General features: G+C 42.9%; 14 protein-coding genes. 9 read left to right on the top strand and 5 right to left on the bottom strand.

The features are described 5' to 3' along the window. Positions 1 to 4 precede the first annotated feature (4 nt). The 3 genes from BMY70_RS00475 to BMY70_RS00465 form a co-directional block, all read right to left on the bottom strand. On the bottom strand, positions 5 to 763 hold the full coding sequence (locus BMY70_RS00475; protein WP_090330661.1) for a ThuA domain-containing protein: 759 nt from the start codon (positions 761 to 763) through the stop codon (positions 5 to 7). Positions 764 to 890: 127 nt separating this feature from the next. Further along, entirely contained in the window at positions 891 to 4367 is a 3477-nt protein-coding gene (locus tag BMY70_RS00470) for a PVC-type heme-binding CxxCH protein (protein WP_229209430.1), read from the bottom strand. Between the two features lie 98 nt (positions 4368 to 4465). Next, the gene (locus BMY70_RS00465) at positions 4466 to 5719 is read right to left on the bottom strand and encodes a GDSL-type esterase/lipase family protein (protein WP_090330658.1); all 1254 of its coding nucleotides are present in this window, start codon (positions 5717 to 5719) and stop codon (positions 4466 to 4468) included. A gap of 197 nt (positions 5720 to 5916) precedes the next feature. On the opposite strand from BMY70_RS00465, the gene BMY70_RS00460 reads away from it, so the two are divergent. Then, entirely contained in the window at positions 5917 to 6996 is a 1080-nt protein-coding gene (locus BMY70_RS00460) for an exonuclease/endonuclease/phosphatase family protein (protein ID WP_177196920.1), read from the top strand. 434 nt (positions 6997 to 7430) lie between these two features. Further along, positions 7431 to 10235, top strand: coding sequence for a DUF6797 domain-containing protein (locus BMY70_RS00455; RefSeq protein ID WP_090330651.1), 2805 nt, complete (start codon positions 7431 to 7433; stop codon positions 10233 to 10235). Between the two features lie 27 nt (positions 10236 to 10262). Here the strand turns inward: BMY70_RS00455 and BMY70_RS00450 are convergent, their stop codons facing one another. Next, positions 10263 to 11198: an AraC family transcriptional regulator gene (locus tag BMY70_RS00450; RefSeq protein ID WP_090330649.1), complete on the bottom strand. Its 936-nt coding sequence runs from the start codon at positions 11196 to 11198 to the stop codon at positions 10263 to 10265. A 219-nt stretch (positions 11199 to 11417) separates the two neighbouring features. On the opposite strand from BMY70_RS00450, the gene BMY70_RS00445 reads away from it, so the two are divergent. Both BMY70_RS00445 and BMY70_RS00440 read left to right on the top strand, forming a co-directional pair. Then, positions 11418 to 12959 (top strand): aldehyde dehydrogenase family protein, encoded by a 1542-nt coding sequence (locus BMY70_RS00445; RefSeq protein WP_090330645.1) that lies wholly within the window; start codon positions 11418 to 11420, stop codon positions 12957 to 12959. Between the two features lie 106 nt (positions 12960 to 13065). Then, the gene (locus tag BMY70_RS00440) at positions 13066 to 13449 is read left to right on the top strand and encodes a DUF779 domain-containing protein (RefSeq protein ID WP_090332523.1); all 384 of its coding nucleotides are present in this window, start codon (positions 13066 to 13068) and stop codon (positions 13447 to 13449) included. A gap of 677 nt (positions 13450 to 14126) precedes the next feature. Here the strand turns inward: BMY70_RS00440 and BMY70_RS00430 are convergent. Continuing rightward, on the bottom strand, positions 14127 to 15602 hold the full coding sequence (locus BMY70_RS00430) for a M28 family metallopeptidase (RefSeq protein ID WP_218148542.1): 1476 nt from the start codon (positions 15600 to 15602) through the stop codon (positions 14127 to 14129). A 227-nt stretch (positions 15603 to 15829) separates the two neighbouring features. Between BMY70_RS00430 and BMY70_RS00425 the strand changes: the two genes are divergently transcribed. The 5 genes from BMY70_RS00425 to BMY70_RS00405 all read left to right on the top strand — a co-directional run bounded on the left by BMY70_RS00425 (position 15830) and on the right by BMY70_RS00405 (position 21306). Beyond that, positions 15830 to 16645: an alpha/beta hydrolase gene (locus BMY70_RS00425; protein WP_090330634.1), complete on the top strand. Its 816-nt coding sequence runs from the start codon at positions 15830 to 15832 to the stop codon at positions 16643 to 16645. Positions 16646 to 16884: 239 nt separating this feature from the next. Continuing rightward, a complete protein-coding gene (locus tag BMY70_RS00420; protein WP_090330631.1) occupies positions 16885 to 18042 on the top strand; it encodes a zinc-dependent alcohol dehydrogenase in 1158 nt (385 codons plus the stop codon). Positions 18043 to 18537: 495 nt separating this feature from the next. Next, entirely contained in the window at positions 18538 to 18960 is a 423-nt protein-coding gene (locus tag BMY70_RS00415; RefSeq protein ID WP_090330629.1) for a response regulator, read from the top strand. A gap of 96 nt (positions 18961 to 19056) precedes the next feature. Continuing rightward, the gene (locus BMY70_RS00410; RefSeq protein ID WP_090330627.1) at positions 19057 to 19542 is read left to right on the top strand and encodes a hypothetical protein; all 486 of its coding nucleotides are present in this window, start codon (positions 19057 to 19059) and stop codon (positions 19540 to 19542) included. Between the two features lie 231 nt (positions 19543 to 19773). Continuing rightward, positions 19774 to 21306: an MFS transporter gene (locus tag BMY70_RS00405; protein ID WP_090330624.1), complete on the top strand. Its 1533-nt coding sequence runs from the start codon at positions 19774 to 19776 to the stop codon at positions 21304 to 21306. Positions 21307 to 21327 lie beyond the last annotated feature (21 nt).

Raw genomic sequence — 21327 nt, 5'->3', positions numbered from 1 at the left:
AATTTTATTTTATTCCTTTGCCTGTAGCTGCCCAGTAAATACCTCCGTAAAGGTGGTCTAAAAATGACTGGTCGGAATATACAAGTCCAATATGCCCCAGGCCGGTATAAAATGCACGGCCTCCGTCATACTTATGATACCAGGCCATCGGGTGAACATCTCCCATGCCTTTTCCTTCATTCTCACCCCATTTGGTTTTGGCATCATACGTTTTTTCATCCAGTGTGATAAGGAATTTAAGGTCATTGGATTTATAAGGCTTTTGGTATTCATACCACTCGTCTGTCCACAACATTCTTTTTGGGAAACGTTCAAGTCCGGGGAAATTGCTATCGACAACATCCAGAAAGGCGGTTTGCTGCGCAGGATGAATTTTGAACATCATACCAACCATTTTTGTATACCAAGGCCATTCGTATTCGGTATCTGCCGCAGCATGTATACCAACCCATCCTTTGCCGGATTGGATAAATTTCTCAAAGGCGGCTTGCTGCTCCTCATTAAGAATGTCACCGGTTGTGTTTAAAAAAATTACCGCAGCATAATCTTTCAGCTGTTTCTCATTAAAAACCGAAGCGTTTTCCTGCCAGTCGACGGTGAAGTTATGTCTAGCGGCAAGGTTTCTTACGCCATCAACCCCCTCATGGATCGACTGGTGGTGAAACCCAGCGGTTTTTGTGAAAAGTAAAACTTTGAACTGCTGGGCGTTAGCGCAGGCTGCCGTGAAAATGACAAATAGAAGAGCCAGTGATTTTTTAAGCATGTTACTTTAAATTAGGTTTTATTTAATAAACGATTTTCAATGTACTAATTTCAATGAGATCTGTACCCTTGTGGAATTACATATCGGTCTATTTAATCAGTTATTCTTTGGCAATGCAATGGAAATATCACTTGCCCATTACCAGTCTGGTTTGCGCTCCGCCTCCTTCTGCATCAAGTAACTGAATTTTGAGGTTGGATTGCTTTACCAAATTTCGATCAAGTGACAGCGTCACTGCATGAATTCCCTGGGAAAGATCAGCCGTCAGGCTTTTATCGCCGAGTTTTCCGGCCTTCCCGTCTACCCATGCCTGAATTCCGGTTGCGTTGTTGAACGATAAACTTACAATGCCCTTGGTTACAACTTCTATTTCAAACCGAATGAAGCTAAACTTTTTACCGCCATTCAGTTCAATGACAGGAATTTCATTCAGGGGTAAATCGCCGGCCACCTTGCTGTAAATAGGATCAAATACAACTTTTGAACTTTCTTTCGCCAGGTAACTTACGCCTTCCGCTGCAAGCTTTTTTACGAGTTCCTTGTTTGAAGAGACAGTACTCCAACGACGAACAAACCGCGTAGTCGGAACACGGAAATTTCCCGATTCTCCTAATTTTGACAGAAATCCGATCAGGTTAATAAATTCCTGCTGGTCCAGTGATGCGGTCAAGCCAGGAGGCATTAAAGATCCTGGGACTTTTTCCGTCAGCTCAACCTGGCTTTTGGGTATTGAAATTTCTTTACCCGTAACGTCGCGGATCACGATTTCTGACGCTCCGTCACTGGCCAGATATCCCAGCATTTCACTGCCGTCTTTTTTCAATACGCGTTTTAGGTCATAACCCTCTTTAATAGATAAATTTGGATAAAGGACCGACCGAATAATCGTTTCGGCAGGTGAACTTGTCCCTAGGCTGCTAAGGTCGGGGCCTATGCGACCGCCTGCGCCACCGATTGCATGACAAGAGGTACAATTTACCTCAGCTTTTCTAAAAATCAGTTCGCCTTTTTCTGGATCTGCTTTTTCGCTGATTACTTTCGCCAGACCTGCAATATCGCGGTCATTAAGTTCCTGCGACATCTTCGCCGCAGGCATTGCTCCACCAGATTCTTCAAGCGCTTCTTTAAGCGCAAGCACGTCGGTCTGTCTTTGCCGGGTCCACATTACCCGGGTCTGTACAAGCTGCCGGCCTTTTTTTGCAATAACTTCCGGGATCTTTTTAGAATTGATTGCCGCAGTTAAGGCTTCTGTTCCGGCTTTGTTCCCAATTAGAGCAATGAAAATGTCAGACATATCTACATCCACAGGCAATGTTCTCATCAGTTCTGTACCGATACGGGCAGCTTCCGTAGGGTTGAAAGCAGACAATTGTGCGGTAGAAATGACTCTTACTTCCGGCGTATTTTTTGGGCCAGTCATAGTGGTAACCAATTGTAGTGCCTTTGCCTGGTCAATCGATGCCAAAGATGACAGTGCTGTTTTTTTCGAAGCGATATTTCCTGTTTTGATAAGATTTGTGAGACGTTCACTGAGTGATTCGAGTTTCCATAAGCCAATCAAGCGGATTGCTGCCAAACTTACGGTCTCGTCTTCATTCTCAATTAGTGTTGCAATGCGATCAGGATTTTTATCTGGTTGTAGTTTTCGTTGACGGGCAGCGTCTTCCAGTGCGTTCAACTGCAAGATCAAACTTTTATCTTTATTTTGAATTGCAAAATCCAATAGCATATTCAAATCTGCGACAGTGCCTGATTTGGCGATAGCGCTGACAACGTCTTTTTGATACTCCGAAGGAACCAGGCGTTTCTGATAAATTTTAATTAGCAAGGAAACTGCTTCGGGTGTACTGACCGATTTTAAAGCAAAAACGGATTTTTTCGCATCGGCAAAAAAATCGGGTTCCGCTTTCAATCTTGCCATCCATTGCGGCTGCAGGTCGCGAACCGTTTGCCAAAGGGCAAAGTCCAGAAATTCGTCCATCGGAAGGTCAAGAGCCTTTAATGCTGTACGGGAGGCTTCGGCCGTTTTCAATTTGCGAAGTGCGATAACAGCTTCCAGACGTACCTGGGCATGTTTGTCGCTCACCATTTTTTCAAGTATTGCGGGAACGTTGGCAATTTTTTCACCCCAGGCCTGGAGCGTGCGTAATGCAGAGGAACGGGCATTATGACTTTCAGCGTTTAAAAGGCTGGTCAACAGCGGTTCGTTTACCGTGTCAAGTGCTTGAAAGACCCATAGGGCTTCCAGTAAATTGTGCTCGTAGTTCGCCTCTTTCTTATCCAGATTGTCAACCCACTGTTGCAAGCCGGAAATGACCTGCTTTGCTCCGCGCTCTTTGAGTACCTGCTTCGCATTGGAACGGGTCAAATCCTCAGAAGCTTTCAGCGCCTCAAAAAGTGAAGATAGGGGAGCATTGTTCAGTTTCTGCACCTTCGTCAATGGACTTTTTTTGGCGGTTACGCGCCAGATCCGACCGTGCTCCTGATCACGTCTTGGATCAAAAAAGTCAACTTCACCATGCTGGATGATTGGGTTGTACCAGTCTGCAACATAAATTGCGCCATCCGGGCCAACATTGATATCAACCGGACGAAATGCGACGTTGTCGGTCCACATCAAATCTTCCATTTGTTTTGATGCATAGCCGCTACCTTGTTCTTCCAGCTTGAAACTGTTGATGCGATTCGCCCTGAAATCATTTGTGATCATTCTTCCCTGCCATTCCTTCGGCAAATGGCTTCCCGATACCACGTCCAGGCCACTATGTTTCGGTTGCCCCGGATTAAGGCCACGAATAATTCTTTCCGCACCTTGGGTTGCCGCAAACGCAGCGCCCGGAAAAGCATAATTAATCCCTTCCCCGCCAGCTCCATCCGTTAAAAACGACTGCCCCCAACGGTCAAATTGTAACCCCCAGAAGTTGATGCCACCCCTGGCATAGACATCCAGTTCAAGTGATTTCGGGTTTAGTTTCCAGACTCCACCAGCTTCCAGACGTTTCACACCAAATGGTGTTTCTACGTGGCTGAAAATATATATAGACTGATTGAAGTACATTCTTCCTTCTGGTCCCCAGCGAAACGTATGGATCAAATGGTGAGCATCACCCGTCCCGAAACCATGTAATATTCTACGTTTTTTATCAGCTTTACCATCTCCGTCTGTATCAGAAAAGTGTAGTATTTCCGTGGAATTGGCGACATAAACTCCTCCGTCTCCCGGTAGAATTCCTGTCGGAGTAAGAAGGCCTTCTGCAAAAACAGTAGTTTTGTCCGCCTTGCCGTCACCGTCAGTGTCTTCAATAACAAAAATCTTGTCGTTGGCTTCTTCGCCCGTTTTCAAATGCGGATAGGCGGTGCTGCTTACAACCCATAAACGTCCGTCTGCATCCCAGTTCATCTGAATTGGTTTGGCAACAAGTGGCTCTGCCGCCCAAAGTGTAACTTCGAACCCGTCTGCGACTTGGAAGGAAGCAAGTTCTTTCTGAATGTCGGGATCAGGATCTTCTTTTATAGATGCCTGCCGGACGGATGAAGTTGTGAGAAGAACCATGGGAATGATAATGGTTCCGTAAAGTGCTTTGGTAAATTTTAATGACCTCATATGTTTTGCTATTAACCGCGGCGAAATGTCCCGGCGTTGCTTTATTTAAAATAAATAGTGACTGTCTCCCGGAGACTTTTTGGTCTGAAACTTTCTGGTCATTTCAAAACGGAAAATTGATATACATGAGATTTGGGTAACCGTTCCAGGGCAATCTGACTTTCCAGGAATTTGATCAGAATGCTTTGATCGTCAAGATCTTTAACATGTTTCCCTTGTTCGTAAGCTCTGAATCCTATGATATAAGTTTCATTTATCGGCCGGTATTGAAAAAAGAAAAGGTCATTTTTTTTCTCAATCATTTCTTTTAAAAGGTTGGCCTGATTGAAATCAGCCCCGTTTCTAACTGCAACCCCTTTTTCCCAATCTTTTGCCGAGGCAGTGACCAGATCAAACCCATCTTCCTTAAGGGTATAAAATCCTTTTTTCAGACCCGAAATTCTAAATAACTGAGGCGTGTCACTTACTTGTTCTCCAGATTTCGGTGCAGGCAAGGGCAGGTAAGGCTGATTAATTGTGAATTTCAGCGCGGCGAGTTCATTTGTTTCGTTCAGCTTTTTGATGTTTGGAGAAGTTTCAATTGTCTGCTTCGAGAGAATAATTGAAACCGGCGTTTGGTTGGATTTCAACCCCAGACCATTTTCAAGAATTTTAGCCAGATAATAATATCCTGCTTCGTTGAGATGTATTCCGTTTTCTGTGATGACCGATTGCTTACTTATTTGAAGAATGGGATTGTACAAATCAACAAATTGTTTTCCCCGCTGTGAAGCAATCTTTGTGATTTCAGAAGCATACAATTCGATGTCAGCGTTACGTTTGGCCGCTCTAAGGGAAGAATCCGTACTCATGACGGGTATAGGTGAAAGTAAAATGGTTCTTGCCCCCAAAGAATCTATTTTATTAAGTAGGTTATTTAATCCGTCCTTAAAACGAGCGAGCCCTGCCTGGCCCTCCTGCGCTTCCACACCACCATAAGCCAGAAAGACGACTGTTGGCTGCGTTTTGACAATATTTTGAATTAAATGCTGATAAGCCGTCGGCGGATTTGTAAATGTACTCCTGGCATCTCCGAACACATTGTCTCCCGTCCAGCCTAAGTTTCTGAACGTTACAAATTTATCTGCAAAACGGGTTGTCAACGCGAGTTCCAGGTATCCAAATTCAAAGTCATTTTCAAAAACGGAGTTTCCCAGGAAAACCACCCGATCTCCATCTTTCAAACCGAAAGTAGAAACTGATTTTTCTCCCTGAGGTGAGGGCTTATTTTGGGCAACAACCGGCCCGACCAGCAGTGATATAAAAACTAGAAAAAAACAAGCAGAAGCGGTCGGAACTCTTACGTGTGTCATGCAAGGAAATTTAAATGTAAACTTTCGGCGAAAAAATAGAGAAACTAAAATATTTATACACAGCCAAAAGCCTTCATGATTATAATTCCTACTGTCAGGATTATGCCGTTTAACAAAATACAGTTGATTTGGAACTTGAATTTGTTCGCATAGACTAGCTAAAGTGATATTTAACAATTCAATAATGTTTGTAGTTAATGCTGTTCATATCCGGATTGTACATTCGCAGACCAACTACGAATAAAAACATGCTTTCCTATTTTACGAAAAACAGGTATAACAGACTCACGGTATGTGCTTTGTTTATTTTGGTCTTTTTCTGGACAAGTTCAGGATCAACCAGCGGTTCGGCATCCAGCCATTCCATTAAAGACTCAGCCCTGAAAAGCGCGGAAGCAGGCGAATTTTCAGTAATTACTTACAATGTGGCAGGGCTTCCAGGAATTATTTCCAGCGCCGTCACAGAACGATCTTCAAGCATTGCAGAAATCGGAAGGATTCTTAACAGGTTTGATATCGCGCATGTACAGGAAGATTTCAACTACAATAAATATCTATACGAAAAAGGAAATCTTCATCCGTTTCGAACGAGCACAAAAGGGAAAATTCCATTCGGTGACGGGTTGAATACGCTTTCGAAATATCCGGTGCATAAGGTCAGACGCATTAAATGGCAAGACTGTACGGGAGCTGACTGCTTCACACCTAAGGGCTTTTCGTACAGCAGTATTGAAGTGGCCAAGAACGTTTTTATTGATTTTTACAACGTACATGCGAACGCCTACAACCATCGTTCCGCCGCTGAGGCACGCAGAAAAAATATGCTGCAATTATCGGCCTATATCAAAAAAAATTCCCCTGAAAACGCTGTGGTCGTCATGGGCGATCTCAATGCTCATTATAGTTATTTCTATGATAACGTTGGAATTTTAAATACTGAAAATAATCTTGAAGATGTCTGGCTTTTAAAAAAGAACAGAAGTATATGTCATGAAATTTCGCGTGCGTTCCCCAATGATGATATTCTGTCAGTAACTGATTCCTGCGAAACCATTGATAAAATTCTCTTTCGGGGTAGTAAAGACCTGATCCTTAGGATACGGGATTACAAGCTCGAGAACATTTTATTTACCAACAAATCCGGTCAGCCCCTTTCTGATCATCATCCTGTCAGTGCCAGATTTCAATGGAGTCTGATTAAATCTGACGCTGTAAAAATCGATCCTTTACTGGCAGTGAAAAAGTCGGAGAGTTCTACGATTTTATCGGGTTTTTGACGTTTTTTATTACATAATCAGTTAAAATTGCAACACAATCCTAAATCCTTAAAAAATGGCTGTGCAATTTAACATGACTTATTCGTTTTTGGCAGAAAACGAAACAATTCCCCGAGGCTTCCATCCTGAATTCCTCAATCTATTTCGGTGACTAGAAACGGGCAGCGAGTCCGTTATATGGGACACAATTCGACGCTGGTAGATCACTTCGCAACGATATTAACAGAACGCCACGGCGCAAATCGGAAATATTTCGCAGACTGTGAAAGACTGACCTTCGTTTTGTCCATTCCCTTTCATCTTATCAGCATAAATTCACGATGATGTCCATGTACTGAGGTAAAAGTTTCGTCTTGATAAAAGTGCTAGCTGAGAGTCATTTTAAGCAGACATCTGGCTATGTAACATTTTAAAGAAATTATTAAAGGAAAAGTATGTTCAATATTTTGGGTTTGAGTAAAAAATATATTGGTGGGCTCATTCTTCTTATCATTCTACTGGGCTCAGGCTTTATCCTGACGGCTTACACCGATAAAAATAATTCAGGTACTGTACATGCAGACTCACTGCAACTTAATCCTTTTGTTGAGCCGGATTTTCCGTTCATTTCCACATCGCTTGATGCTCGAAAACTGGGTTCTCATTTCCCAAATGATAATATTTCAGCCCGGTCGCTAGCCTTACAGCTTGGTGACAGCGCGTATGCTTGCTTTGATACTGATCTGCTTCGCTGGTCTGTCGGCTGGACGGGCAAATTTCTCCCGATGGTACTGATGGCGCAGATTTCTTATAAAGACTTTTTTAATAAAAACAATAAAATAACGACCGTTACAGGAGACCCGAAAATCGCGACGGGTTCCTATGCAGGATGGTCTGAGGGGAAACCTGATTTTAAAGACCCTCGAGAGGAACCCGAAATAGCCAATGAAATTAAATGGGGCGCTATGCCTCCCGAAAAAGCGCGGTGGAACGGTGTGTACGTATATGGTAGAAAATCGGTACTTCACTACAATGTGGGAAAGGCTTCAATCTTTGAAATGCCAGAAAGTATGCGTTTTGAAAACGAAACGGCTTTCGTGAGAAAAATTCAAATTGAAAATGCGGATAAGGAGTTATATCTAACAGCCGCAGAAATCACTGACGCGTCTGCCGGTGAAGTAAAGGGGAAGATTGCATTCATCTATCACGGGTCCAGCAAAGATACGGTTACGGCTGTGGCAGTGCTTGGGAAGGGAAGTCTGGATATGCAGCCGGAGGTAAATAATAACCGCTACCTCACCGTTCGGATCTCATCAGCGTCTAAAAAAGAAGAGGGCACGATCCTGATCTGGAAGGGACCAGCCAGTAAAAAAAAGGCATTTGAAAAATTATGTAAAAAGAAACATACAGCGTTTCCCGATTTTAAAAAGGGCGGGCAGCCCCACTGGGCTCAAACGGTTACGACCTCGGGCGAAAGTGCTCCGGACACTGCCGCTTATGTTACAGATAAGCTGACACTTCCGCTGAATAATCCATGGAAAAGGAACGTCAGGCTGGCCGATATTTCGTTTTACGACAGTGGTCATGCCGCTGGGGTAACTTTTGAAGGAGATGTCTGGATGATTGAGGGGATCGATAAAAATTTGAAAAATATTCGCTGGAAAAGATTCGCTTCCGGACTGCACGAGCCGATGAGTATCGAGGTTGTGCGTGATACGGTTTATGTTTTTGGCAGGGAAGGAATTGTGCGGCTTCATGATTTGAATAATGATGGGGAAGCAGATTATTATGAGAACTTTTCAAATGTTGTTGTCCAGTCGCCCGAGTCTCGTGAATGGGCGGCGGATATGGTTTATGGACCGGATGGTAGTTTTTATGTTGCCAAAGGCGGGACCCAAAGTAATGGACCGGGGGTAACCTCACAGATTGCGAAAGGATTTAGGGCCGGCTCCAAACACAATGGAACGATACTGAAAATTTTGCCCGACGGACGAAGTTTTGAAGTTATAGCTACGGGTTTAAGAGGCCCGTACATTGGCATGCATCCGGAAAAGGGAACACTCACGGCATCGGATCAACAAGGTAATTTTGTACCGTCTACACCTATTTATCTAATAAAAAAAGGAGACTACTATGGTGTTCCAGCTTCGGCGCATCGAAAAGACAATCCACCCATTGCTCCGCCTCTGACCTGGATTCCTCACAGAGCAGACCGGTCAAGCATCAGTCAGGTGTGGATTACGGGAAATAAAATGGGACCATTGAATGAAAATCTGATCCATTTTTCATTTGCTCATCCGGGTCTTTTCCGGGTGCTGATCGATAGTGCGGCTAAAATCACACAAGGTGGAGTTAGTTTTATTCAGGCAGATTATCCTGCTCCGACGTCAAAGGGAGCGATGAATCCGGTCGACGGACAGTTGTATGTGACCGGATTTAACCTTTGGGGATCAAGTTCAAAAGGGATCAGCGCACTGCTGCGGCTTCGGTATACAGGAAAACCAATGTACCTGCCCAATCAGTTTCAGGCGGCCAGACAAGGGATTGTGCTCGGGTTTGATACGGCGCTGGACGCGAATTTAAGTGTCTCGGATTTTGCTGTTAAAAGATGGAATTACAAAAGGACCGAAGAATATGGTTCGGGACATTTTAAACTGGACGGAACTTCCGGCGAAGAAACACTCGATGTTGCAGGTGTCTACCTTTCTTCGGATCGTAAAAAGGTGTTGTTACTGGTGCCGGATATGCAGGAAGTTATGCAAATGGAAGTGGCCTATCGGATAAAGGCTTCCGATGGCAAAATAAGCAGCGATCGTTTCTGGTTTACCATTAATAATTTGTCCGATTTAAAGGCACAGGGAGGTGATTTTAAAAACGTCGACCTCTCGCTTCTGGAAAAGAAAAAAGGTCAGCCAGAGCCAGAATCAAGAAAAGAACTGACTGCTTCGGTGGAAAACGGAAAAGATATTTTTCAGAAAATGGCTTGTGCGGGCTGTCATTCTGCAGGACTTGTCACGAAGGGAATGTATGGACCTCCGTTTCAAAACCTTTATAAATCCGAGCGGCATTTTGAGGATGGATCCATCGGTATCGCTGATGAGAAGTATATAAGAGAATCTATTTTGACTCCTTCTGTGAAAATCGTGAAGGGGTATAACGAGGAAATGCCTTCGTTTGTCGGGATACTTTCTGAAACAGACATCGAGTCAGTGACTTTATATATCAAATCATTAAAAAAGCAGGACCCTGAGAAACGTTAAAATGTTAAATTAAGAAAGGCATGGTCATCAGGGCTTATCCTCCTGGGCAGCGCTCACATGCCGGTACTGAGACGGAGAAATTCCTTCCGACTTTTTAAATTGCCGTCCAAAATAATTCAGATCGGAAAAACCCAGTTGATAACATACATCTGAAATGGTCGCACGCGAATCAGATAAGAGAGATTTTGCCTTCTTAATTTTTTCTTTTAATATAAACTCAACCGGACTGATATTGAACTCCCTTTTGAAAGCCCGGTAAAACGAGGCTCGGCTCATACATGCTTTTTCACTGAGGTCTTCAACCTGAATTTTCTCTCCGATATTTGTCCTGATATAATGGATTACATACGCCAGCGGATTGTCGTGCTGTTGATAGGAGCTGTCCTGTACTGAATATAAATTCTGGGTTTGAATGATATGGACAACAAGCTCCTGAAGCGTCAGATCTGCCAGAATATCTTTTCCTAAGGAATTCCCCGAACAGATGTGGATCAATTTATTGATACTCTGAGCCAAATCAAGATTGTTCAGAAAATGATACTGATTGTGTTGCAATTGCCAGAATTGATCCTGCCCCTCGCGCGGATACTGCTCGTTAAGTCTGTCGACAATCTGTTGTATTTTGGCCTGATCAAGCGCCAGCGCAATACACTGTGTCGGGTTTGATTCAGTGGCTTCCGGAAAATCAATTTTCATAGTCACATGGGCAGGAACCAGAACCGTTTCTCCCGGCATATAGTCAAACCCGGGCTGGTCAAATAAGTGCATAACTTTTTTACCCCTCAGCATACTGGTCACTACAAAATCTGAAAAAGTAAGCGGGACCAGGGCCGATTCCTGCAAAGTTTCGAATACGTTCAATTCACAATTTTGAAGCGTGAATGCGCGCCGGTTTTCCACCAGCGTCTTCATCGACTTTTGAGGAGATATTTCAATTTGGTTTAACTTAAATCCGGATGGCATAGTTTGTAGAAGTGATGTAGAGAACAATTAAAATCAAAAAAGTGCTGATGCTTCCTGCGGTCACTGTGTATTTAACGCTGGGTAATTAAGTATAAATATAACAGAAATTTTATTTTTTTTGAGATTATTATCCTATTATTTGAAACAATAGTTCCAGTCCGGAATGGTAATCGAAACTAAGTTTGTATCAGTTATTAACGAATTAAAATTGATATATCTATGGATACGCTGGAAGTTGAAAACAAATCAGATAGTAGTTCAACCCTTGCCCAAAGACCTGCTTTTAAGGCACAATATGAGAATTATATCGGCGGGAAATTTGTCCCACCGGTAAAGGGTGAATATTTTGATAATCTTTCACCGATCGATGGGAAGGTATTTACCAAAGCGGCCCGGTCAGGAAAAGAAGACATTGAGCTGGCATTGGATGCGGCACACGAAGCATTTAAAACCTGGGGCAAGTCGGCAGCAACATACCGGAGTAATATTATGCTGAAAATTGCTCAGGTAATCGAAGACAACCTAGAGTATCTTGCGGTTGTGGAAGCCATTGATAATGGAAAGGCAATCCGTGAAACCAGAGCAGCAGATCTTCCGCTGTGCGTTGACCATTTCCGCTATTTTGCCGGGGTAATCCGAGCAGAAGAAGGGGGCATTTCTGAGCATGATGAAAATACTGTTTCTATAAATCTGCATGAGCCTCTGGGCGTTGTTGCACAAATCATCCCATGGAATTTCCCGCTTTTAATGGCGACCTGGAAAATAGCTCCGGCACTTGCTTCGGGTTGCTGTGTGGTTGTCAAACCCGCCGAACAAACGCCGACGTCGATTATGTGTTTGATGGAATTGATCGGTGATCTTTTGCCGGCCGGTGTCCTCAATATTGTTACCGGCTTTGGACCGGAAGCCGGAAAACCGCTGGCGACTTCGCCGAGAGTTGCCAAAGTTGCATTTACAGGTGAAACTACTACCGGCCGTCTGATAATGCAATATGCCTCTGAAAATCTTGTCCCGGTAACGATGGAACTCGGCGGAAAATCTCCGAATATTTTCTTTGCCTCGGTTGCTGATGAAGATGATGCGTTTTTTGATAAAGCGGTTGAGGGAGCAGTCATGTTCGCCTTAAATCAGGGAGAAGTCTGTACCTGTCCGTCCCGGATTTTGGTTCAGGAAAGTATCTACGAGAAATTTATGAGCCGCGTTATCGAGCGAACCAAAGCAATCAAATTGGGTCATCCATTGGACGCAACTACCATGATGGGTGCTCAGGCTTCCAATGATCAGTATGAAAAAATACTTTCGTATCTGAAAATAGGAAAAGAAGAAGGCGCCGAAGTGCTTTGCGGCGGAGAAGCCAATATATTTGAAAACGGAATTGCGGGCGGTTACTACATCAAACCGACTTTATTTAAAGGCCACAACAAAATGCGGATTTTTCAGGAGGAGATTTTCGGTCCCGTGGCATGTGTTACAACCTTTAAAACCGTTGAAGAAGCAATCGAGATTGCCAATGATACACTTTATGGGCTAGGTGCGGGCGTTTGGACACGCGACGCGCACGAAATCTATCAGGTGCCGCGTGCCATTCAGGCAGGTAGGGTCTGGGTAAATAACTATCATGCATATCCTGCACATGCACCATTCGGAGGATATAAAAAATCTGGCTTCGGTCGAGAAAATCATAAAATGATGCTTGGTTATTATCGCCAGACTAAAAATATGCTGATCTCTTATGATCGCAACAAGCTTGGTTTTTTCTGATAAGTACGTTGTTTTTTGCCATAGAATGCACGGAGGGGTTCGTGCATTCGTGGTTTTATTTCACTTACATTTCATCAACAACTTCTATTTTAACCTACCTGACGATATGAAGACACCTCGTGTTTTGATCACTCCGGAAGCGGACAAAGTGGTGGCCCAGCTTAAAGAACGTTTCGGTGAGTTGATGTTTCACCAAAGCGGCGGCTGCTGTGATGGTTCTCAGCCCATGTGTTTTGAAAAGGGGGATTTTAAAACCGGCGAAAGCGACGTGCTTTTAGGTGAAATTTCCGGATGCGAGTTTTTTATGAGCCGCGATCAGTTTGAGTACTGGCAGCACACACAGCTTACCATTGACGTAACTCCGGGCAGAGGTTCGAGTTTCTCACTGGAAATACCGATGGGAGTTAGATTTATTACCAGATCAAGAATGTATACGGCCGAGGAGGCGAATGAACTTGCAGAGGTTGGGTCAGGTATTCGGATTGACTAAATTCATTTTAACTTAACAATGCTAAGCATGGGGAATGTCCTGTGCTAATTTTTATATAAAAGATCTTTCAATTTAACAAGTTATCTAAAAAATTAGTAACATATTATCTATCCGGATTGTAAATAGAGCCGATCGCTCCTGATTAGCTGGATGCAAAGGTGCGGTTTTGCAAGTAGGATATACGGGTTTTGAAACTGATGCTTATTTGTTCAGGTCGAAAATACGGTTAATCAAAAAAAAATTTGTGGTTTTATGTGTTAACAAAGGTCCGGATACAGTTGACAAGCGTTATTCGTTCAATATTGAACAAAAAATGCCTGAAAGTTTCACGGGGGTGATATTGTCGGTGGCAGCAAATTTATGATGTATATTCAAACTTATCCTTGCAAACACAGCGGTGGAGCAAGGGGTCTTCATTTTTAAGGAATTAGTAATATTACTACTATTTTCGAAATGAGCTACAAATAGTCATCGTTGATCAGTCCGGCACAATCTGATCTTCCCGACTAATTATTTTTTATTGATGCATCAAAGTCTTGTCCTTTAAAATTGAAAAATGGTTGCTAATTTTAAAATAGGTGGCCGGGGAGTTTAGTATATCCGCCTTATGATTCAACGTTTTGTTGTGTTTTGTTGATCTTCCTGTTGCCAGGGCTGCGATAGGATCCCCGGCGAATTTAATCATTTGCCATATTCCATAAAGTCAGAAAGGCCAGCTGTGTTTGTTTGGTCAGCAGGGCATAATTGATCTTGTCTGGTGTGTCTTCCGGTTTATGATATTCTTTGGCAAATCCGCAGTCAATCCTTACAAATGGAACGCCCTTTTTATAAAATGGATATTGATCTGAGCCTCTTATTCTGCGCTGTGCAAACTGTGGCTGTTCATATCGGGTGTCCAGCTTTAATCTTACGTTATCATTCGCTTTGAAAAGTGCTGCCCGAAGCCCAATATTTAATGAATCTTTAACCAAAATATAGGCATATGAGCTGTCTGCTTTTTTGCCGCTGTAAATCGTGTCAACCCTTCCCATCATATCGATATTCATAATCGCCCGCGTTTTTTTAATTGGTGTTATGGGGTGATCGACGTAATAATAGGAGCCAAGCAAACCGCGCTCTTCTCCGGTAAAGGAAGCGAAAATGATCGTGCGTTTTGGCCGGAATCCTTTTTCAGAAGCTTTGTTCATCATCGCAGCCATTTCCATGATAGCTACCGTCCCGCTTGCGTTATCGACAGCCCCATAATAAATCTCGCTGCCGTTTCTTCCATCATGGTCATGGTGGGCGGAAACAACAATGCAGTCTGCATCTGGATCAGAGCCTTTTATCATGCCGATCACATTGGGAGCCTGTATTTTTTGAAATGATTTTTTGACTTCTGCACTCACCTTCGTTTTCAATTCAAGAATTCCTGACCGCGATGTTGTCTTGATGATTTCGTTATAAACTTTCACTGTCAGCGCATCACTTGCAAGAAGCTCGTCCATTCTTTCGGTCGTCAGAGAGAACGATCCTATCCGTAAATTTTTCCCGAAAGCTCCGGTACTATCAGTATACTGGGGAAGGAACGAATTCTTTTTGGCATATTCAGTAAACTGGTCCACCAAAGCTCCATAATTCATTGTCGCCACGATCCCCTTAGCTGACAGTTGGGCAAGAAATGTCTCGTTGGTTGCAGTTTTTTCCAGTAGAACTGATGGTATGACAAGTGTTTTTCCTTTGGTATCGATGTTGGAAAGTGCTTTCAAGAGGCTGTCCGGGTCAGAGAAAAATGGTAGTAAAACTCCCGTGTTTTCAGCTGACGAAAAATCTTTGGAACTCATCCAATTTCCGGGTTTGTCATAATTCTTCCCGTTGATAACCAGATTATCTTTTGAAGTGATTTTGTAAGAAGTGACAGCCTGGAAATAGCTTCTTCCATTTTTATAGGGAGCCACGAGCTTATTTATTTTAAACCAGTCTGCAATAAATATTGAAGCCAGCGTGTCGCCTTTGGTTGCCATCATCCTGCCTTCCATTTTGTCGCTTGCCAGATAAAAAAGGTTGTCCCTAAGGCTTGCCGTAGAAATTTCGGAGGCGATTTTTCGCACAGCCGCAGGTTGGGCGAAGGCAACTGAGGTTAGCGATAATAAAATAAGAGTAAGTCTTTTCATTGGTGTGACATGAAATCCAAAAGGGATATTTATATCTGTTCTTCCCCGTAAGATAGGGCTCATTTTTGTAATTATATTCAATGTAATTACAAAAAGCATCATGCAGGAAAATGATTGTATCTAAACTTTAACTCCCGTGTTGATTATTCTACAACATCGAGTTGTTTTAGCCGCTGGTCGGCTTAATTTTTATTTGAACCGTGCTGTTCATCAACAAAATAGAAATTATGAAAAAGACAATTGTTTTCATTCACGGAATGTTTCAGAATCCAAAAAGCTGGGAGAAATGGATTAATCATTTTACAGAACTCGGGTATAATTGCGTGGCTCCGGCATGGCCATATCATGAGGGAGAACCTGAAAGATTACGCGAAAATATTCCATCAGATCTTGGTGACCTGATGCTGGACGATGTGATTTCGACAATGGAAAACGCTGTGATTGCGGCAGGGGGTAATAATACTGAACTTTCTGAAAAACCAATTATTATCGGTCATTCGGTGGGTGGGTTGCTTGCTCAGATTTTTGTCAGCCGGAATCTTGCCAGTCTTGGTGTGCCGATCAGTTCGGTCGCACCAAATATGATGATGACGCTTGACTGGCCATTTTTTAAAAATGTTTCGGCAATCGCAAATCCGTTTAAGGGAGATGAACCTTTTTTGCAGACACCGGAAAGTTTTCACGAAAGCTTTTGTAATACATTAAGCGAAGCAGAAGCCAGTCAGGCCTTTCGTCAGACCGCTACGCACGACAGCCGGAATGTTCTTCGTGGATGTCTGGGTGAATCCGGGCAGATAGACCTGGATATGCCTCACGTTCCGCTTTTATTTATCAGCGGGAAAGAGGACAAGATTATTCCGACTGAACTGGTAGAAAAAAATTGTAAGGCATATACTGACAGTATTGGAGGAATGTCCAGCTACAAGGAGTTTCCAGATCGATCGCACTATATATGCGGAGAGCCCGGGTGGGAAGAGGTTGCTGCTTTCATTCAAAACTGGATCGAAACCCAGGAAATAAAAGCTGCGCAGCCTGTTATGTGAAGGCAAATAAAATCGGTAAAAGGCCAGAAGGTAATTGGCCTTTTACCGATTTTATTTAATCGTACTGCGTATATAGATCGCAGGTTTTTATTTAAAAATAGACCGAATTTCACAGCGGTGAGCCGAACTTATTCCCCGGGCGAGAATCATATGAAAGTCTTTGTGAATCTACTGGCATGATTATCTATTAGCCTTCCCCAACTAATTCAACACTTCATCAACAATTTAAAATACTGAATATGAAAGCTGCCGTTTTTCACAAGCCTGGTGATATAAGCGTAGATAATGTGCCCGATCCGCAGATTTTGGATCCGAGGGATATCATTCTAAGAGTTACTTCTACTGCAATCTGCGGCTCAGACCTACATATTCTGAGTGGTGCAGTTCCCCAAAAGGAGGATTTAATTATGGGACATGAGTTTATGGGAATTGTTGAAGAGACTGGTTCGGCTATTACCAATTTGAAAAAGGGAGATAGGGTTGTGGTACCTTTTCCGATTGCGTGCGGAAAATGTTTTTTCTGTACACATGAAGCGTCCCCCGCTTGCGAAAATTCAAATTATAAGAACTACGGGCCTGCTGGAAATCTGCTGAACCAAAAGGGAGCTGCACTTTTCGGTTACACGGACTTGTATGGTGGTTATTCAGGCGGACAAGCGCAGTATGTTCGGGTTCCCTATGCAGATGTCAGCCCTCGCGTAGTTCCCGAAAATATGACAGATGAACAGGTATTATTTTTAACAGACATCTTTCCAACGGGCTGGTCGGCCATTGACTGGGCACAATTGAAAGGCGGTGAAGTCGTTGCTATTTTTGGCTGCGGGCCTGTTGGATTGATGGCTCAAAAGGCTGCCTGGATCAATGGTGCAAGCCGTGTCATTGCAATCGATCCGTTGGATTACCGTCTGGATAAAGCAAAACGCGTGAATAATGTCGATACGCTTAATCCCAATAATGTGGATGTTGTAGAGGCAATTCGCCAGATGACAGGTGGGAGAGGTGCTGACGTTTGCGTCGATGCCGTAGGATTTGAGCCGGAAAGAAATTTTCTGGACAAAGCCAAGGCAGTGGTCAACTTTGAAAAAGGATCTATGAAGGTGCTGGATATGTGTTTCGAAGCAGTTAGAAGGATGGGGACAGTGTCGATTGTTGGCGTTTACGGATCTCCTTATGATAATTTTCCTTTGTACCGTATTTTTGATAAAGGTCTGACTATCAAACAAGGACAGGCGCCAGTTCTGAACTATATTGATCATTTAATCGATTTGGTGAAGGAAGAAAAGGTGGTTCTCGACGATATTATCACACATTCATTGCCATTGGAACAAGCTGCCCATGGTTACAAGATATTTGATGAAAAGCAGGAGGACTGCGTAAAAGTAGTACTTAAACCTTGAAATAAACTCCCCGTTGTGCTAAGCAACGGGGAATTTATTTATCAGCTTTTAGCGCTTAAAGTCCAGGCAATTTTCCCGGAATTTAATTAAGTCTGATAAAATCTGTATAAAAAAAATGATACTTATGGCTGCAAAAAATTTGCTAATACGCTGATATTTAATTCATTAAAATGTATTATGGGTTTGTTTAGTGTGATTTGTAACTCATTATTCAACATTTTTATGCTCCACTTATAATATCGTTGTAGCGGCACAATATGCCTGAAAAATACCTGCTGTCAATGGGAGTATTATGTCAGGAGACATCGGAGAAATCCTTAACCTCATCTGTAGTATATCCGGTCGGTGCCTGTGATAGGAATACCACTTCCTAAATGAAATATACTATGCGTGGGCCGCTGAAAACGAGCAAATTTTCTTTGGCGCGCTTTTTTACTTAATGAAATTTAATAATTAATTGTTTTTCAGAAACTTATCTATATCTATTTAGCAATTATGTCCGTAAATGGCCCAATAATCTTGATTGACGACGATGCGGATGATCTTTATTTAATAAGGAACATAATGGCTGATTTAAACATAGAAAACGAGCTGCGTTCGTTCGAAAATGGCCACCAGGCACTGGATTATTTGCTAGTGACGGTGGAAAAACCGCTGATTATTATCTGCGATATTAATATGCCGCTTATGAATGGAATTGAACTTCGGGATACGATCGATGACAATCCATATCTAAAGAAGAAAGCTATTCCGTTCATTTTTCTGAGCACATCCTCGAACCGTAGCCTGATTGAACAGGCGTATGGTTCGACCATTCAGGGCTTTTATAAAAAAGAGCATAATTACGAAACGTTTAGAACCCATATCAATTTGATTATTAACTATTGGAAAGAGTGTCTTCATCCCAATAATTTTTAAAATCAATTTCAATTAATTTAAATGCATGCACTTCTGGAACAGTTCTTTACAGTGTAGCAGCAATTCATCACAATAACAAACATAAGGATCAGAATCATGAAAAAGACATTCATCAATACAGCAATCTTCCTTTTGACACTATCTGCCGGTGCTTTCGCCCAAAGCACAACCATATCGACTAATCCTAATCAGACTATGGCGGATACCAGCAAAAATGCTAACAATAACGTCGCAGGAAAGCAGACTCCGGGTGAGAACAAACCAATTACCACCGGTCAGGCATCACGCGGAGATTCCGCATCAACAGGTGGCACAAAAGCAGCAGCCGGAACCGCGACTGGTGGAAATACAGCTAACACAAGTCAAAGTACTACTCAGTCAACACCGGCTAGCGAGGCAGCAATATCCAAAGGATTAGCAGCTCAAAAAATCGCAAATGACCAAAAAGGCGCGATTACCCGCACACCGCCTGATACTGTATTAAAAGACGGAAGCGGTGCCGGTACGAAAAATATGAAAAGTAAAACCGGAAAAACTGGTAACTATAAAGGGGAAGCGTATAAAAAAAGCAACCCGAGATAAGTAAAGGCCAAGGGGTATTTATTGGTAAACCAGATAAGTTTTAAGGAACAGATGGTGTAGGAAACTACTCATCTGTTCTTTTTTTGTAATGTGCAAATATGCCGCGGAATCCGGACTTTTTATCCATCTCTGAGCATTGCGAACTGATTGGAAATGAATCGTTTTATTAGGAAATATTTGTAATTTAAAGATTCTGGGAATACTCTAATTTTCTAAAAACGAAACTTATCGATGGCTACTGTTTCAATGGCGAGTTTGGAGGGCAAATGGCTGATGGCTTCGACTATACTGGCGTCCTCTATGGCATTTATCGATGGGACCGCGCTTAATGTCATTTTACCATCTTTGCAGAAAAGTCTGAATGCAAACGGAAGTGATCTTTTTTGGATTTTAAACTCCTATCTTCTGATGCTGGCTTCGTTGATTTTGATCGGCGGAACTTTGGGCGACAGGTTAGGGAGAAGAAAAGTTTTTATGATAGGAATCGCGGTCTTTATCTTGGGTTCTGCGGCCTGCGGACTATCTCCGAATGTTACTGGATTAGTAATTTTTCGACTTCTTCAGGGAATTGGCGGTGCGCTGATGATTCCAGGTAGTTTATCTCTAATTGCCTCTTCAATAAGTGAAAAAGAAAGAGGAAAGGCAATTGGAACCTGGTCAGCATTTACGACCGTCGTCACGCTGGGAGGCCCGATTCTAGGCGGAGCTCTGGCCGACTATGGACTATGGCGTTACATATTTTTTATAAACATTCCCATTGGCATCGCAGCGCTCGCTGTCCTCTCGTTGAAGGTTAAGGCCGCAGAGGAAGGCAGCCGAAATCAGCCAATTGACTATCCGGGCGCTGCACTGATTGCAGCTGCACTGGCACTGTTAACATTTGGTTTCCTGAGAATTCCGGAAGTTGGTTTGCATAATGCTCAAACACATCTGACCCTTGCGGCTGGTTTTCTGCTCATTATTGCGTTCGTTTTTGTTGAGTATAAGTGTGAATATCCAATGATGCCTTTGCGCATGTTTTCCGATAAGACATTTACCGGAGCAAATTTGCTGACCTTTTTTCTTTATGCGGGACTTGGTGGAGGTATGTTGTTTCTTTCCCTCAACCTGGTCCAGATCCAAGGATATAGCCAGCTACAATCAGGATTGACTTTCCTGCCATTTACAATACTAATGATTTCGCTGGCAAGGTATGCGGGCAAACTTGCTGACAAAGTCGGTTCCAGACTATTTCTGATTACAGGTCCGATTACGGCAGGCGCCGGACTGCTGCTCTTATCTTTTGTCGGAAAAACAAATGGGCCGCAAGATTATTGGACTACATTTTTTCCGGGAATTCTGGTTTTAGGATTGGGTATGGCTTTTACAGTTGCTCCTCTGACAACGGCGGTCATGGCTTCGGTCAGTGACCAACTGTCGGGAACTGCGTCAGGAATCAACAATGCGATGACACGCGTAGCGTCGGTTTTTGCCAATGCGATTTTTGGTGGTTTGGCTGTCTTATTTTTTTCTGGTGCCTTAACCAATAGTCTGGATTCCGATGGTTATTTGGAAAAAGATAAAACAGAAATTTTAAAACAAGCTGGTAACCTTGGCAATGCGCAGGTGCCTGAAAACTTTACCCATATACAGAAGAAACGAATTCAACAGCTTTATCATCAGAGTTTTCTTCATGCGTATGCGATCATTATGCGTATTTCCGCCTGTCTTGGATTTCTTGGTGGCTTAATGGCTTTGCTCTTTATTAAAGCCAGGGTTGAATGATGCTGGAATTTGGGGATACGG

The sequence above is a fragment of the Dyadobacter koreensis genome (assembly GCF_900108855.1).
In the GTDB taxonomy this organism is placed as follows: Bacteria; Bacteroidota; Bacteroidia; order Cytophagales; family Spirosomataceae; genus Dyadobacter; species Dyadobacter koreensis.
Note: the sequence above shows the minus strand (reverse complement) of the source record. Positions and strands in the feature narration are given on the sequence as shown.